16 protein-coding genes are annotated in these 14,091 nt (G+C 68.2%); 13 read left to right on the top strand and 3 right to left on the bottom strand.

Going from position 1 to position 14,091, the window contains the following annotated elements; genetic code table 11:
- Positions 1 to 112 precede the first annotated feature (112 nt).
- The 13 genes from ccsA to DV704_RS03525 all read left to right on the top strand — a co-directional run bounded on the left by ccsA (position 113) and on the right by DV704_RS03525 (position 10,462).
- Positions 113 to 802 carry a cytochrome c biogenesis protein CcsA gene (ccsA, locus tag DV704_RS03585; protein ID WP_114798198.1) on the top strand — a complete coding sequence of 230 codons (690 nt, stop codon included), beginning with the start codon at positions 113 to 115 and terminating at the stop codon, positions 800 to 802.
- A gap of 124 nt (positions 803 to 926) precedes the next feature.
- Entirely contained in the window at positions 927 to 1,358 is a 432-nt protein-coding gene (ccmE, locus tag DV704_RS03580) for a cytochrome c maturation protein CcmE (RefSeq protein ID WP_114798197.1), read from the top strand.
- Positions 1,355 to 3,343, top strand: coding sequence for a heme lyase CcmF/NrfE family subunit (locus tag DV704_RS03575; RefSeq protein WP_114798196.1), 1,989 nt, complete (start codon positions 1,355 to 1,357; stop codon positions 3,341 to 3,343). The genes ccmE and DV704_RS03575 overlap by 4 nt, the downstream gene beginning before the upstream one ends.
- A gap of 2 nt (positions 3,344 to 3,345) precedes the next feature.
- Positions 3,346 to 3,870, top strand: a complete 525-nt coding sequence (locus tag DV704_RS03570) for a redoxin domain-containing protein (protein WP_114798420.1) — start codon at positions 3,346 to 3,348, stop codon at positions 3,868 to 3,870.
- Positions 3,867 to 4,316 carry a cytochrome c-type biogenesis protein CcmH gene (locus DV704_RS03565; protein WP_114798195.1) on the top strand — a complete coding sequence of 150 codons (450 nt, stop codon included), beginning with the start codon at positions 3,867 to 3,869 and terminating at the stop codon, positions 4,314 to 4,316. Before DV704_RS03570 ends, DV704_RS03565 begins: the two co-directional genes overlap by 4 nt.
- Positions 4,313 to 5,302, top strand: a complete 990-nt coding sequence (locus tag DV704_RS03560; protein ID WP_114798194.1) for a tetratricopeptide repeat protein — start codon at positions 4,313 to 4,315, stop codon at positions 5,300 to 5,302. The genes DV704_RS03565 and DV704_RS03560 overlap by 4 nt, the downstream gene beginning before the upstream one ends.
- A complete protein-coding gene (locus DV704_RS03555) occupies positions 5,299 to 5,865 on the top strand; it encodes a ubiquinol-cytochrome c reductase iron-sulfur subunit (RefSeq protein ID WP_114798193.1) in 567 nt (188 codons plus the stop codon). The genes DV704_RS03560 and DV704_RS03555 overlap by 4 nt, the downstream gene beginning before the upstream one ends.
- A 51-nt stretch (positions 5,866 to 5,916) precedes the next feature.
- Entirely contained in the window at positions 5,917 to 7,221 is a 1,305-nt protein-coding gene (locus DV704_RS03550) for a deoxyribodipyrimidine photo-lyase (protein ID WP_114798192.1), read from the top strand.
- Positions 7,218 to 7,364, top strand: coding sequence for a DUF2256 domain-containing protein (locus DV704_RS03545; protein WP_114798191.1), 147 nt, complete (start codon positions 7,218 to 7,220; stop codon positions 7,362 to 7,364). Before DV704_RS03550 ends, DV704_RS03545 begins: the two co-directional genes overlap by 4 nt.
- Complete coding sequence (locus tag DV704_RS03540) at positions 7,361 to 7,729, top strand: hypothetical protein (RefSeq protein ID WP_233498225.1); 369 nt, start codon at positions 7,361 to 7,363, stop codon at positions 7,727 to 7,729. Before DV704_RS03545 ends, DV704_RS03540 begins: the two co-directional genes overlap by 4 nt.
- 79 nt (positions 7,730 to 7,808) lie before the next feature.
- Complete coding sequence (locus tag DV704_RS03535) at positions 7,809 to 8,303, top strand: fasciclin domain-containing protein (RefSeq protein ID WP_114798190.1); 495 nt, start codon at positions 7,809 to 7,811, stop codon at positions 8,301 to 8,303.
- Positions 8,304 to 8,414: 111 nt separating this feature from the next.
- Positions 8,415 to 9,074 (top strand): DUF4397 domain-containing protein, encoded by a 660-nt coding sequence (locus DV704_RS03530; RefSeq protein WP_114798189.1) that lies wholly within the window; start codon positions 8,415 to 8,417, stop codon positions 9,072 to 9,074.
- Between the two features lie 92 nt (positions 9,075 to 9,166).
- The gene (locus DV704_RS03525) at positions 9,167 to 10,462 is read left to right on the top strand and encodes an alpha/beta fold hydrolase (RefSeq protein WP_114798188.1); all 1,296 of its coding nucleotides are present in this window, start codon (positions 9,167 to 9,169) and stop codon (positions 10,460 to 10,462) included.
- Here the strand turns inward: DV704_RS03525 and DV704_RS03520 are convergent.
- Genes DV704_RS03520 through DV704_RS03510 form a run of 3 tightly spaced genes read right to left on the bottom strand, consistent with a single transcriptional unit; the run spans position 10,432 to position 14,076 of the window.
- Positions 10,432 to 12,093 carry a hypothetical protein gene (locus DV704_RS03520; RefSeq protein WP_114798187.1) on the bottom strand — a complete coding sequence of 554 codons (1,662 nt, stop codon included), beginning with the start codon at positions 12,091 to 12,093 and terminating at the stop codon, positions 10,432 to 10,434. The two genes, DV704_RS03525 and DV704_RS03520, sit on opposite strands and share 31 nt — an antisense overlap.
- A gap of 7 nt (positions 12,094 to 12,100) precedes the next feature.
- A complete protein-coding gene (coaBC, locus tag DV704_RS03515; RefSeq protein WP_114798186.1) occupies positions 12,101 to 13,315 on the bottom strand; it encodes a bifunctional phosphopantothenoylcysteine decarboxylase/phosphopantothenate--cysteine ligase CoaBC in 1,215 nt (404 codons plus the stop codon).
- The gene (locus DV704_RS03510; protein ID WP_114798185.1) at positions 13,312 to 14,076 is read right to left on the bottom strand and encodes a type III pantothenate kinase; all 765 of its coding nucleotides are present in this window, start codon (positions 14,074 to 14,076) and stop codon (positions 13,312 to 13,314) included. The genes coaBC and DV704_RS03510 overlap by 4 nt, the downstream gene beginning before the upstream one ends.
- Positions 14,077 to 14,091 lie beyond the last annotated feature (15 nt).

Genomic DNA, 14,091 nt, shown 5'->3' with positions numbered 1-14,091 from the left:
GCTATACTGGATTACCCACCCGGGGTAACCCCAAGCTGGGAGTAGGCTGGATGTAATCTGATATACGGCAGATGGCGCCGCTTCGGTCAGAATAGCGTAAGGGGGAAACAAGATGCAGCTTAGCGCGAACCTAAGTAGCCGCCTGGATAGCCTGACCCTGGCCATCCTGGCCCTGGGAACGCTGGGGGTGGTGGTGGGCTTTTTCATGGCCATGTCCTCCCCGCCCGACCAAAGCCAGGGGTATGTGGCCCGTATCTTCCACATGCACGTGCCCACCGCCTGGATGGCCTACCTGGCCAGCTTCGCTGCGCTTTTCTACTCGGTGGCCTATCTGGTACGGCGCAGGGCCCACTTCGACCGGGTGGCCGCCGCCACCGTGGAGGTGGGCCTCATCTTCATGGCCCTGGCCCTGCTCTCCGGGATGCTCTGGGCCAAACCCACCTGGGGGGTGTACTGGGACTGGGAGCCCCGGCTCACCACCACCGCCATCCTCTTCGCCATCTACGTGGGCTACGTGGTGGTGCGGGGGGCCATCGAGGACCCTGAGCTTCGCGCCAAGGCCGCCGCGGGGGTGGCCATCCTGGGCTCCATCAACGTGCCCATCAGCTACATGTCGGTAAAGTGGTGGCGCAGCCTCCACCAGACTCAGTCCATCGACCTCACCACCGGCAAGATTATGGTGGACGCCAGCATCCTGGTGCCCATGCTGGTCAACCTGGCGGCCCTGACCCTGCTTTTTGTGGGCCTGGTACGCTTCCGCAGCATCATCGCAGCGCGCGAAGCTGCCCGGGAGGAGGTCTAGCAGTGGAAAACCCCTTGTGGAATCCCGCCAACCCCTTTGTGGTCTGGACCTACGCGGCGGTCTACATCGCGGTTTTCGGCTACCTGGGCTATCTCATCTGGCGCTACCAGAACAAGAGGTGAGGATGAAGGCCAAATACATCGTCGGTCTAGGGGTCATCGTGGGGGCCCTGGCCTACCTGGTCTTCGGGGGGTTGGGGCAGAACCTGGTCTACTTCATCACCCCCAGCGAGTACTTCCAGCAGGCCGAGCGCTACCAGAACCGCTCCTTGCGGCTTGGGGGTTTGGTCAAGGAAGGTTCGCTCGACTACAACCCCCAGACCCTGGAGCTGCGCTTTGTGGTCACGGACGGGGTGAAGGACATCCCGGTGCGCTCCTCGGGGGCTACCCCCCCGGCCCTCTTCGGTGAGAACCGCGGGGTGGTGGTGGAGGGCCGCTTCCAGGAGGGCGTTTTCGTCAGCCAGAACCTGTTGGTAAAGCACTCTGAGTCCTACCAGCCCCCCAAGGAGGGCTGGACCCCGGAGCAGGTGCGCAAGCTGATTGAGGAGACCCGATGACCCCAGGCTTCCTTGGTGGAATCGCGCTGGTCGCCGCCTTGCTTTTCTCCCTGCTGGGGCTTGGCCTATCGGCGCTGGCCCACTTCTTGCAGGACGGGCGCTACCTGCGCGCAGCCCAGCGCACCTCCCTCCTCAGCCTGCTGGCGGCGGCCCTGAGCTTTGCTGCGCTGGAGTGGGCCATCCTCACCAACGACTTCAGCGTCTCCTACGTGGCCAACCACAGCGCCTCGGTCAACCCCCTTTGGGTCAAGCTGGTCACGCCCTGGGCGGCCCTCGAGGGCTCCATCTTGCTCTGGGCTCTGCTGCAAACCCTCTACACCTGGCTGGTGAGCCTGCGGGTGGGCCGCAGCCTTGACGTGTGGCGGGCTCCCTTTGCCCTGGGCACCCTTTTTGCGGTCCAGGTCTTCTTCTTCGCGGTGATGGTCTTCGTGGCCCACCCCTTCGACGCCGTGCCCAATCCCCCGCCCGAAGGGCTTGGCACCAACCCCTTGCTCCAGAACCACTGGATGATGGCGGTGCACCCGGTGCTGATGTACCTGGGCTTTGTGGGCCTCTCGGTGCCCTTCGCCTATGCGGTGGCGGCCATGCTGGCCCGGCGCTACCAGAGCTGGATCTTCGAGACCCGCTGGTGGACCCTGGTGGCCTGGGGCTTCCTGACCGCGGCCATCTTCACCGGCAAGTGGTGGAGCTACGAGATCCTGGGCTGGGGCGGCTACTGGGCCTGGGACCCGGTGGAAAACGCCTCCCTCATCCCCTGGCTTTTGGCCACGGCCTTCCTCCACACCGCCCAGGTACAGGAGCGCAAGGGGCTTTTCAAGGGCTGGAACTTTGCCTTCATCACCCTGGCCTTCGCCGCCACGGTCTTCGGCACCTTCCTGACCCGCTCGGGGGTAATCCAGTCGGTCCACGCCTTCGCCAGCGGCCCGGTGGGGGCCTGGTTCCTGGCCTTTTTGCTGGGGGTGATGGCGCTGGGGCTGGGCCTGCTGGCCCGGGTCTCGCGCGAGATCCGCGAGGCCGGCGAGGTGCGCTGGCAAAGCCGGGAGGGGGCGCTGCTGGCCGGGGCGCTTTTCTTCGGCACCTTCGCCTTTGTGGTGGTGGTGGGCACGCTGTGGCCTTTGGTGGTAGAGCTCGCCAGCGGGGCCAAGGTCTCGGTGGGGGCTCCCTTCTTCAACCAGGTCTCGGTGCCCCTGGGTGTCTTCATGCTGCTTCTGATGGGCATAGGTCCGGTGCTCCCCTGGCGGCACACCCGAGGGGAGGTCGTGCGGAACCTCGCGGCCATGCTCATCGCCCTGGCCACCGGCTTCCTGATCGGGCTGGGGCTGGGGCTGTCCTTGGGGGTGTCGCTGGCGATAGGGCTCTTCGCCTACAACCTGACCGCGGTGGGGCTCATGGTGGCCCAGGGGGTGCGGGAGCGGGCCAGGGCCCTCGGCCTGCCGCCCAGCCGGGCCTTCTTTGAGCTCGCCGCCACCCAGCGGCGCCGCTTTGGCTCGCACATCGTGCACCTCGGGGTGGCCCTGGCTGCCCTGGCCATTGCCTTCAGCCAAACCTACCGCTACACCGAGCAGAAGACCCTGCAGGTGGGCGAGGCCTGGCAGACCCGGGGGCTTGAGATCCGCCTCCTCTCCCTCACCGCCCGCGAGGAGGCCAATCGCTTCGCCGCTTTGGCCCCCATCGAGGTGCGCTCGATCAGCCGGGACGGCTGGGGGGCCGACGGGCGCTACGAGACCCGGCTCAACTTCTACCCCCAGATGAGCTCACCCCTGGCCACCCCGGTGGTCCGGTACTCGCTTTACAACGACTACTACTTTGTGCTGATGCAGTTCGACCAGGAAAAAGGGCAGTGGGCTACCCTGAAGGTCATCATCACCCCCATGGTCTTCTGGCTGTGGGTGGCGGGGGGGCTGATGGTGCTGGGGACGGCGTACATCCTCTGGCCGGCGGGAGCGTGGGCACCGAGCCGGGAGGCAGCGCCGAGCTTGGGTTGAGCATGCTTCGCTTCTGGCCGGTCTGGGTTCTGCTCATAGGGGGCCTCTTCTACTGGGGCTTACAGCGGCCCAACCCCGAGGTCCTGGACTCGGTGCGGGTGGGCAAGCCGGCCCCTACCTTCAGCCTGCCGGTGCTGGCGCCTTACCAGGAGCAGTTTGGCCTCGAGTACGGCATCAAGGAAGTCCTGGACAAGCCGGTCTTCCTCAACATATGGGCTAGCTGGTGCCTTCCTTGCCGCAAAGAGGCCCCCCTTTTGGAGCGCTTCTACCAGGCGCACAAGGACCAGGTGCTCATCCTAGGGGTCAATGTGCAGGACCAGGAAAGCGAGGCCCTGAGGTTCATCGCCCAGTATGGCCTAAGCTTCCCCAGCGTCTACGACGCCCGGGGCCGCATCGGGATCGAGTACGGCTACACCGGCGTGCCCGAAACCTTCATCATCGCCCAGGACCGCACGGTGCGGGCCCGGCACATTGGGGAGCTGAACGAGGCCAGTCTTTTGGAGTACCTGAGGCAGGTGGCACGGTGAAGCGGCTTGGTCTTCTGCTCTGGCTGGGACTGGGGGTGCTGGCCCAGCCTGCCCCCAACACCCCACCCCCCGACTTCCCACCCCAGGTTTTCGAGATTGCGCGGGAGCTGCGCTGCCCGGTCTGCCAGGGGGAGTCGGCGGCGGAGTCGAACGCGGGCATTGCCCTGGAGATGCGCCGAATTATCGCTGAAAAGCTCGCCCAGGGCGAAAGCCCCGCCGAGATCAAACAGTTTTTCGTGGAGCGCTACGGCGACTGGATTCTCTACAACCCCCCCGCCCGCGGGGCCACCCTTTGGGTCTGGCTCTCGCCCCTGGTGGGCCTTCTGCTTTTGGGCTATGGGCTTTGGCGCTACCAGGCGCAGGTACGAGCCCGGGCCGAGCAAACCGCCCTCCAGGTCCCGGAGGAGGAAATTGCCCGGCTCGAGGCCGAACTGGATCGACGATGACGCTGGCCTATCTTCTACTCGCCTTACTGTTGTTGCTGGCCCTGGCCTATGCCCTGGGGCCCTTCCGCTCCCGGCCCGAGCCTTTCCCCAAAAGCCCCAGGCCAGAGGAGCTGAAGGCAGAGCTCGAGGTGGTAAAGACCCTGGCCAAAGAGGCCCTGGGCGAGGAGCGCAAGCGCCTGCTGGCCCAGGCGGTGCGCCTCGAGCGCCAGCTCGCCGAGCTGGGCCAAGACTCCCCTCCACCGCGCCGGCTGAGCCCCGCCCTCCTGGGGGGAGCGGCCCTAGGGCTTCTGCTGCTGGGGGCCGGGCTTTGGGCCTATACCGTGCCCCGCCTGCCCGGCGAGACCATCATCACCAGCCGCAACGAGGCCCGGCGGCTGGGCGAGCTGGAGCGCCAGGCCGAGCGAAGCGGAAAGGCCGCCGACTGGCTGGCTTACGCCAACGAGGCCTACGCCCTGCAGGACTTCGAGCGGGCGGTGCGGGGCTACCTACGGGTCATCGAACAAGAGCCCCGCAACCCCCAGGCCGTGCGGCGCATCGGGGTCCTCCTCTTCATGAGCGGGAGACCGGCCGAAGCGGTCCAGGCCTTGCAGATAGCGGTGCAGGCCGAGCCCGACGAGCCCGAAGGCTGGCTCTTTTTGGGCAACGCCTACTTCCAGCTAGGCCGCCCCGCCCAGGCCATCGTGGCCTGGGAAGGCTACCTCAAGGCCGGCGGCGAGGCCCGGGCCCAGGTGGAAAACCTCATCGCCACTGCCAGAAGCCAGCTCGCCAGCGAAGACCAGGGCCAGCGGGTCTATCTGGCCCACTGCGCGGCCTGCCATGGCGCGGAGGCCCAGGGGGGCTCGGGTCCGCGGCTCAGGGGAAACCCGGTGCTGCGGGTGCCCGAGGCGGTGCGGGAGATCGTTCTCAAGGGACGGGGCCAGATGCCCGCCGTACCCCTGGGTGAGGGCGAGATGGAGGCCCTTCTGGCCTACCTCAAAGGCCTATGAAACCCCGCTTTGACCGCCGCGACCTCCTCTGGCTCATCCCCAGCGCCATCACCGGCGGCTTCTTTGGCTGGCTGGGCTGGCGCACCTATGTGATTCACTTCACCAAAGCCCAGGTGGGCGAGCCGGTCTGGCGCCCAGGCCCCCGTCTGCCGGTGGCCGCCTGGGCCGAGTTCGATCGGGTCTGGCAGTTCAAGTACTTCGAGTACCGCTACCACGACAGCCCCTTCAAGGCCATCCTCCTCCGCCTTCCCGAACCGGTATTGGGAGGGCTTTCGCTGGAGGACCGTCACTTTCTGGCCCTCTCCCGCATCTGCACCCACCAGGGCTGCACGGTCAATTTCGTGGATAACCCCGAACTGGGCTCCATCGCCTACAACTACCGCACCGACCATCCCTTCCTGGGCTGCCCCTGCCATTTCGGCGCCTACGAGCCCTTGCAGGGGGGGAGGGCGGTTTACGGCCCCCCGCGCCATCCTCTCCCCAGGCTGCGGCTGGAGGAGGAAGGGGGGATGCTCTATGTCACCGGCCTCGAGGTGCCCTTCCGCCCCATCGAGGCGGGCTGAAATTTAGGCTATCCCCTACTCTGCCCTGGGGCCAGGGGAGATGATGCGCTTGTGAACCTGGTCTGGCACCGCGCAGACCTGCGCCTGCACGACAACCCGGCCCTGCACCAGGCCCTCGCCCAAGGCCCCCTGGTGGGGCTGGTGGTCCTGGACCCCCAGATTCTGGAGAACACCAGCCCCCGCCGGCGGGCCTGGTTCTACCAGAACGTCCGGGCCCTGCGAAAGGCCTATCAGCAGCGGGGGGGAACCCTGCTGGTGCGCACCGGCCCGCCCTGGGTGGTGCTGCCGCAGGTGGCGGAGGCCCTGGGGGTTCGCCAGGTCTTCGCCGTGCGCAACACCACCCCCTACGCCCACTTCCGCGACGCCAAGGTGGCTGCCGCCTTGGGGCGTCCCCTACACCTTCTGCCAGGGCAGTACGTCCTCGAGCCCGACAGGCTCACCAAACCGGACGGAACGCCCTACACCGTCTTCACGCCCTTCTCCAAGCGCTGGTGGGCCCACCTGGCGCCAGCCCCCCTCGAGGCCCCGCAGCGCTTCCCCCCCGTGGCCCTGCCCCCAGGGGTGGAGATGGGGGAGGTCCCCGAGGAGGCCCCGGGCATCCCCCTACCCCCTGCAGGCGAGGAGGCCGCCCTGCGGGCGCTGGAGGATTTTCTGGCAAACAAGCTTCCCTTCTACGCCAAAACCCGCGACGCGCTGGACGGGAAGGGGGTCTCCCGGCTTTCCTACTACTTCACCCTGGGGGTGCTCTCACCCCGCCTGGCGGTGCAGAGGGCCCTGCGGGTGGGTGGGGAGGGGGCGCAGAAATGGGTGAACGAGCTCTGCTGGCGCGACTTCAGCGGGCACCTGCTCCACCACCACCCCGAGATGATGCGGCGGGCCATTGACCCCCGTTGGGAAGCCCTGCCCTGGAACGACGACCTCGAGCTCTTCCAAGCCTGGTTGGAGGGCCAGACCGGCATCCCGGTGGTGGACGCGGCCATGCGGGAGCTCAGGGCCACCGGCTTCCTCTCCAACCGGGGGCGGATGGTGGTGGCCCAGTTCGCGGTCAAACTGGCCCTTCTGCCGTGGCAGAAGTGCGAGCGGGCCTTCCGCGACCTGCTGCTTGATGGCGACAACGCCTCCAACCTGCAGGGCTGGCAGTGGGCCGGGGGTTTGGGGGTGGACGCGGCCCCTTACTTCCGGGTCTTCAACTTGATCGGCCAGGCCGAGCAGCACGACCCCGAAGGAAGCTGGCTGGAGCGCTGGGTACCGGAGTCGGAGGGACGACCCGGTCCCTACAAGACCCCCCTGGTAGACCTGGCAAAAGCCCGCCAACGCTACCTGGAGGCGGCCCAGCGAATTGCCAGACGAGGATGAAAGGCTTCAAGGCCCACCTGCCCCACAAGTCCTGCCCAGTCTGCGGCCGCCCCTTCCAGTGGCGCAAGAGGTGGGCCCGCCACTGGGAGGAGGTGAAGTACTGTTCCGAGGCCTGCCGCCGGGCCCGAAGGGTGCGCAGATGAGCGAGCCTATCGGCGAACGGATAGCCCAGCAGCTCATGCTGTGGGGCCTATTGTGGCTTGGGGCGGGCTGGCTGGGGCTTTGGTACAACCCCCAGCCCTTCTGGCGGGGCTTCTGGTTCATGGGCGGGGCCTGGGGCCTGGTCAACGCGGCCCTGGCCTACGCCGGCTGGCTGGGCGAGGAACCGGATCCGGCCCACCTGCGGCGGCTCCTTTGGCTCAACGCCGGGCTGGACATCCTCTATTTGCTGGCCGGGCTCTTCCTCCTCCGCCAGAAAAACCCCTTGTTCAGGGGCTTTGGCCTGGCGGTTCTGTTCCAGGGGCTCTTCCTCCTGGGCTTTGACCTGTGGCATGCCCTACAAATCTAAACGTATCTTAGACAAAGGTTCTACCATATCCGGGCGTATACCCTGGCTGTGGAGGTCAGACGACCCCAAGGAGGTCCACATGAAAAGAAGCCTGCTCGTCCTAGCTGCCCTGGCCCTAGCCGCCCTGGGCCTTACCCTGACCCAAGCCCAAGGCACCATGACCGCCAACCAGACCATCGCCCAGATTGTCGCCAACAACCCCAACTTCAGCACCCTCCTTACCGCCGTGCGCACCGCCGGGCTGGTGGAAACCCTCTCGGGCCCTGGACCCTTCACCGTCTTCGCCCCCACCAACGAGGCCTTTGCCAAGATTCCCAAGGCCGACCTGGATAAGCTCCTCGCCGACAGGGCCGAGCTTACCAAGGTGCTCCAGTACCACGTGGTCTCGGGCCGGGTGCCCTCGAGCCAGGTGGTCAACCTCAGGGAGGCCAAGACCGTGGAGGGCCGGAACATCACCATCCAGGTGCGCGACGGCAAGGTAATCCTGAACGGCGTTGCCACCGTGACCACGGTGGACATCCAGGCCAGCAACGGCATCATCCACGTAATCGACACGGTGCTGCTGCCCAAGTAAAGCCCCCCAGGCCCAAGCCCCCTCACGGGGGCTTTTTTGATGGTTGCTGTGGCCGGGAGCTCACGATAAGATGACCCTGCAAGGCTATAACGCTACGGGAAAGGAGCTTTTATGGGTTACAGAGGCTGGATGGTGGCTTGGGTGCTGGCGCTGGGGCTCGCCCTGGCGCAGCAAGATGGGGGAACCGCCTTCGTGCGCTTCGCCCACCTGGTGCCGGACGCGCCCGCGGTGGATATCCTATCGGGCGGAAACAAGGTGTTTGAGGCCCAAGTCTTCAAGGACGTCACCTACTACGCCGAGGTGCCCGCGGGCAGCCTGACCCTGACCGTGCAGACCGCCGGCCAGAACCCCACCAAGGTGGCCGACGTGACCCTGCGGGTGCAGGCCGGCCGGTACTACACGGTAATGGCCCTGGGCACCGCGGCCACCTTGAGGGCCCAGGTGGTCGAGGACCGGCTGGCCCCGGCTGAAGGGGTGGCCAAGGTGCGGGTCATCCACGCCTCCCCCGACGCCCCCGCGGTGGATGTGGCCCTGAAGGGAGGGCCGGTGCTCTTCCGCAACCTGGCCTTCGGCCAGCGCTCAGGCTACGGCACGGTGCGGGCCGGGGCCTACGACCTCGAGGTACGCCCCACCGGCACCACCACAGCGGTCCTGCCCCTGGAGGGGGTGGCCTTTGAGGGGGGCAAGGTCTACAGCGTCTTCGCGGTGGGCCTGGTTGCAGGGCAGACGCTGGAGGTGGTGGTGGTCGAGGACAGCTACGGCAGCCCCTGAAGCGATGCCAAGGCCGGGGTGGGTCCGGGCCCACCCCCTTTTTTGTGGGCCCGGGCCAGGTTGGTTCCAGGGTTCGGGTACAGCATGGGGGTATGCGGCTCGGCTTGGTCCTCCTGAGCAGCCTGGCCATCGGGCTGGCCCAGCCCGTCCGCTGGCCGGGCGAGCCCCAGTACATCTCCTTTCCCGGAGCCCCCACCGCGGCAGGGCCCGGGCTGGACCGGAGCTATGCCCTGGCCTTCCCCCAGGAAGGAGGGCTCAGGGGTACCGTGGTCTTCGTGCCAGGTTTTTTAGGCGGGGCCACCAACTTCGAGGCCCTGGCCCGCCGGCTGGTGACTGCGGCCCCAGGCTACCGGGTCTGGGCCTGGGACCGGCGGGCCAACGGGCTGGAGGACCGGCGGGGTTTCCTGACCGAAGACCCCTGGGCCTACTACCGGGCCTACCGGCTGCCCGAGCTGCCCTTCCTCAAGGACTGGGGGCTGGCCGTACACCTGGAAGACCTCGAGCGCATCGTGGACCAGGCCCGCACCGAAGGCCCGGTGGTGCTGGCGGGGCACTCGCTGGGGGCCAGCCTGGCGGCTCTTTTCGCCCTGTACCGCCCCGAGAAGCTCCAGGGCCTCATCCTGCTGGACGGGGCCCCCCGGCTGGTCTCGGTGGGGGCGGAGGCCTACCTCGAAGGCGTCCAGGGCCCCCTGGGCCGCCTGCCCGGTCTCAACGACCTGCTCGCCGGCCGCACACCCCCCTACGTCGCGGCCTTCGGGCTGGACCCGGTGGGGCTGGCCCTGGCCGAGGCCCAGGCCTACATGGCCGCCCAGGCCCCCGAGGCCGACGCCCCTCCTGGCTGGGTGCCCTTCCGCAGCAGCCGCCTGGCCGCGGCCCTGTACCGGGTGGACGACCGCTACGCCCCCTCCCCCATCTTCGCGGTCTCGCTGGGGCAGGCTGTGGCCCGGGAGGGGCTTAGCCTGCTGGGGCTTCTGGGGGGCAACCGGGTCTACACCATCCGGGGCCCCAGGGGGCGGCGGGTGGAGTGGCGCGACACCGGCGAGGCCACCGACCCCATGGAGTTCATCCGGCTCTACGCCAACCCCCTCACCGGCTTTTCGGAGTGGTTCTTCCCCTACCGGCTGCTGCTGGACATCGCGGCCTTCGAGGTGGCCCTTCCAGGCCTCAGGCCGCGCCCCCTGCCCTACCCGGTGCTGGCCCTTGGGGCCGGGCGGGGGCTTCTGCCACGGGCCGAGGACTTCCGGAGCACCGCCGAGTTCTTCCCCAACACCCCCCTCGAGGTGCGCGTTCTGCCCGGCCTCACCCACCTGGACCTCCTGACCAGCCGAAACGGCGAGGCGGTGGGGCCCATCGCGGCCTACCTGGGAGGGGTGCGCAGCCGCCAGTAGCCAAAGCCCAAAGCCAGCAGGGTGGGCAGCAGGGTCGCCCCCGCGAGCGCCAGCAGCCACCAGGCGCCCTCGGGGCCAGCCAGGTAGTCCCCCTGGCGGTGCACCAGGGCCAGGTAGACCGGGCGGCTGGCCAGAAGCACCAGCACCCCGGCGTAGGCCAGGCTCAGGACCATGTAGAGAAGCCCTCCGGTGCCCACCGGCACCTCGGCCGGGTTGGTGGCCTCGAACTTGGGGAAGGCCGCCCCCAGCCCCACCCCGAGCCCGGCCACGGCGATCGCCGCGGCCAGGGCTAGAAGCAGAGAAACCTGGCTTAGACCCGCCTCCAAAGCAAGCACCCGGGGTGAAAAGTATCCGAGCAACAGCCCCAGCGGCAGCAGGAAGAAGAGCGCCAGGCCGAAGCGGGTGAGAAGAAGGGTGCTCGGGGCCACCGGCTTTGTCTGCAGCAGCCAGTGGGCGGGCCCCTCGAGGCTGTACAGGGGGTAGGCCAGCCGCACCCCCACCCCTGCGATCACGAAACCCTGAAAGGCCAGGTGCATGAAGCCCGCCACGAGCTGGAAGCGGGGGTCGCCCAGGGGCAAATACCCCAGGCTGGTGGTATAAAGCAGCACCAGCACCCCCACCAGCACGAGCTGGGCGGCCTGGTTGGCGTCGCGAAAGAAGAGCCGCAGGTCCCGCACGAAAAGGGCCCCCACCACCCCCGACATGGCCCACCGGTCCAGCAAGCCCGGTCTCCGAAAACCCTGCTCGCGCACGCTGCCCTCCAGGCTGCGCACCCAGCCCTGCTGGTAGGCGTAGCCGGCCAGCACCCCGCCCAGCCAGAGCAGCCCCCCCGAAAGCAGCAGCAACCCCCAAAAGGAAGGTTCCAGCTCCCCCCGGCTCAAGGCCCTAAGGGCCGCGTGGGCCAGGGCCGAGGGAAGAAAAGGGGCTGCGGGGTCGCGAAAGGTTTGCAGGAAGCGGTCCAGGGCCTCGGGGTCGGAGAAGTCGGTGCTGAGGAGCACCTCGGGCCGCAAAACCCGCAGCAGCAGGATCAGAGCCCCCCCCAGCACCGCCGCCACCGCCGCCGACCACTCCCGGGCCCGCCCGGCTGGGGCGTAGCGCACCAGCGGAAGGGCCAGCCCCACCCCCAGGGCCACCGGGAAGGCAAAGAGGGCCAGGGCCACCAGGAAGGCCCCTGCGAAGAAAAAGGGCGGCGCCCCGTAAAAAGCGCCGTAGGCGAAAAGCACCGGCAGCAAAAGCAGGGTGGGAAAAAGGGCGGTGGCGAGGAAAACCTCACCCACCTTGAACAGAAATACCCGGCTTGCCCGCTGGGGAAGGGCCAGGTGCAGGGGCAGGTCCTCGGAGGTGTAGAGCACCGTCACCGCGTTGGGCAGGGCAGAGAGAACCACCGCGCTGGAGAGCACCAGAAGCAGACTGCCCAGAAGGCGGTCCACCAGCACATCCCGGGTAAAGGCTGCGGCCAGACGGCCCAAAAAGCCGCTGCCGAAGAGCTCGTTTGAGAGGAAGTGCAAAAACCAGCTCGTCCCCCACCAAAGCCCGTAGGCCAGCAGCGCCCCCGCGCCGAGCCCCAGAAGGGCCGGGAGGGGATTCTGGCGGAAAGCGTTCCAAAGAAGCCGCAGGCGCAGGGCCAGCATCCGAACCTCAGCCCCCCTCCAACAGCCCCACCACCCGGGCCAGCACCGCCTCGGCCACCTCGCTCTTGGTCATGAGGGGCAGCGGCTCCACCCGCCCATCGGGCCAGAGCAGGGTAACCCGGTTGGTCTCTACAGCAAAGCCCGCATCGGGCGCGGTGATATCGTTGGCCACCAGCAAAGAAAGCCGTTTGCGCTTTAGCTTGTCCTGGGCATTGGCCAGCAGGTTCTCGCTCTCGGCGGCAAAGCCCACCACCACCCTGGGCCGGCCCGTCCGCTGGCGCGCCTCGGCCACCGCCAGCAGGATGTCCGGGGTGGGCTCGAGCTCCAGCTGGGGCAGGCGCTCTTTCTTAATCTTCTGGGCCTGCACCTGCCGGGGGCGAAAATCGGCCACCGCAGCAGCCATGATCAGGGCGTCCGCCGTTTGCGCAAGTTGCAACACCACCTCGGCCATCTGGGCCGCGGTTACCACATCGGTGCGCTCTGCCCCCGTGGGGGTGGGCAGGGCGGCGGCGGTGGCCCCCACCACCAGGCTCACCCGGGCCCCCAGGTCCAAGGCGGCCTGGGCCAGGGCAAAGCCCTGCTTGCCCGAGGAGCGGTTGGTGAGGTAGCGCACTGGGTCGAGGGGCTCCTGGGTACCACCTGCGCTCACCACCACGTGCCGGCCGCTCAAAGGCCCCCCCTGGGCCAGGGCCAGACGAAGCTGGCCTAGAATCTCGGCGGGCTCGAGCATCCGCCCCCACCCCACCAGCCCCGAGGCCATCCGGCCCCGGGCCGGCCCCAGAACCCGCACCCCCCGCTGGCGCAGGATTTGGAGGTTGGCCTGGGTGGCGGGGTGCTCGAACATCCCCCCATCCATGGCCGGGGCCACGAAGACCGGGCCGCGCGCGGCCAGGGCGGTCAGGGTGAGCAGGTTGTCGGCCAGCCCCACCGCCAGCTTGGCCAGGGTGTTGGCGCTGCAGGGAGCAATCACCACCGCATCGGCCCCCTCCCCCAGCCCCACGTGCAGTACATGGGCCTCGTCCGTCCACAGGCTGGTGTGGACCCGGCGCCCGGTCAGGGCGGAAAAGGTCAGCGGCGCGATGAAGTGCTCGGCCCCCTCGCTCAGCACCACCTCTACCTGGGCACCCGCCTGGGTGAGCTTGCTGGCCAGATCGGCCGCCTTGTAGGCCGCCACCGAGCCGCTCACCCCGAGCACGATGCGCTTGCCCTGCAGCGGGTTCATCGGTTGAGCTCCCAGATGATGCGCAGGCCCTCCAGGGTCAGCCAGGGGGCCACGACCTGGATGACCGGGGTCTCCCGCGCGATGAGCTCGGCCAGGCCGCCGGTGGCAATAACCTTCATGCCAGGCCCCAGCTCCGCGCGAAAGCGGGCCACCATACCCTCCACCAGCCCCACGTAGCCGAAGAGCAGCCCCGACTGTATGGCGTGCGCGGTGTTGCGCCCAATGGCCCGGGGAGGGGGCTGGAGTTCCACCTTGGGCAGCTTGGCCGCCCGCTGGAAGAGGGCCTCGGCGGCGATGCCCACCCCGGGGGCGATGGCCCCCCCCAGGTAGTCCCCCTCGGCGGTGATGGCGTCGAAGGTGGTGGCGGTGCCGAAGTCCACCACGCAGGCCGGCCCACCGTAAAGCCGCTGGACCGCGGCAGCATCGGCGATGCGGTCGGCCCCTACCTGCGAGGGGTCCTCGTAGCGCACCCGCACCCCGGTCTTGACGCTCGAGTCCACCACCAGAGGCTTTTTGCCCAGGTAGTTCTGCACCGCCTGGAACAGGGTGCCCGTCAGGGGGGGCACCACCGAGGCCATCACCACTGCCTCCACCTGGGCCGGGGCGTAGCCGCTGTGGGCCAGCAGGCTGACCAGGGTGAGGCCGTACTCATCGGGCATCCGCTGGGCATCGGTGGCCACGCGCCAGCGCGGCCCCAGGGTCTCGCCCTGGTAAAGGCCCATGGTGATGTTGGTGTTGCCGACATCAATGGCTAAAAGCACAGTCCATCCCCAGTG

The sequence above is a fragment of the Meiothermus sp. QL-1 genome (assembly GCF_003351145.1).
Lineage (GTDB): Bacteria > Deinococcota > Deinococci > Deinococcales > Thermaceae > Meiothermus.
Note: the sequence above shows the minus strand (reverse complement) of the source record. Positions and strands in the feature narration are given on the sequence as shown.

What these genes read in the sequence shown, in the direction of transcription:
- ccsA (WP_114798198.1), top strand. Translation starts at nt 113, where the DNA reads ATGCAGCTTAGCGCGAACCTAAGTAGCCGCCTGGATAGCCTGACCCTG.
- ccmE (WP_114798197.1), top strand. Translation starts at nt 927, where the DNA reads ATGAAGGCCAAATACATCGTCGGTCTAGGGGTCATCGTGGGGGCCCTG.
- DV704_RS03575 (WP_114798196.1), top strand. Translation starts at nt 1,355, where the DNA reads ATGACCCCAGGCTTCCTTGGTGGAATCGCGCTGGTCGCCGCCTTGCTT.
- DV704_RS03570 (WP_114798420.1), top strand. Translation starts at nt 3,346, where the DNA reads ATGCTTCGCTTCTGGCCGGTCTGGGTTCTGCTCATAGGGGGCCTCTTC.
- DV704_RS03560 (WP_114798194.1), top strand. Translation starts at nt 4,313, where the DNA reads ATGACGCTGGCCTATCTTCTACTCGCCTTACTGTTGTTGCTGGCCCTG.
- DV704_RS03555 (WP_114798193.1), top strand. Translation starts at nt 5,299, where the DNA reads ATGAAACCCCGCTTTGACCGCCGCGACCTCCTCTGGCTCATCCCCAGC.
- DV704_RS03545 (WP_114798191.1), top strand. Translation starts at nt 7,218, where the DNA reads ATGAAAGGCTTCAAGGCCCACCTGCCCCACAAGTCCTGCCCAGTCTGC.
- DV704_RS03540 (WP_233498225.1), top strand. Translation starts at nt 7,361, where the DNA reads ATGAGCGAGCCTATCGGCGAACGGATAGCCCAGCAGCTCATGCTGTGG.
- DV704_RS03535 (WP_114798190.1), top strand. Translation starts at nt 7,809, where the DNA reads ATGAAAAGAAGCCTGCTCGTCCTAGCTGCCCTGGCCCTAGCCGCCCTG.
- DV704_RS03530 (WP_114798189.1), top strand. Translation starts at nt 8,415, where the DNA reads ATGGGTTACAGAGGCTGGATGGTGGCTTGGGTGCTGGCGCTGGGGCTC.
- DV704_RS03525 (WP_114798188.1), top strand. Translation starts at nt 9,167, where the DNA reads ATGCGGCTCGGCTTGGTCCTCCTGAGCAGCCTGGCCATCGGGCTGGCC.
- DV704_RS03520 (WP_114798187.1), bottom strand. Translation starts at nt 12,093, where the DNA reads ATGCTGGCCCTGCGCCTGCGGCTTCTTTGGAACGCTTTCCGCCAGAAT.
- coaBC (WP_114798186.1), bottom strand. Translation starts at nt 13,315, where the DNA reads ATGAACCCGCTGCAGGGCAAGCGCATCGTGCTCGGGGTGAGCGGCTCG.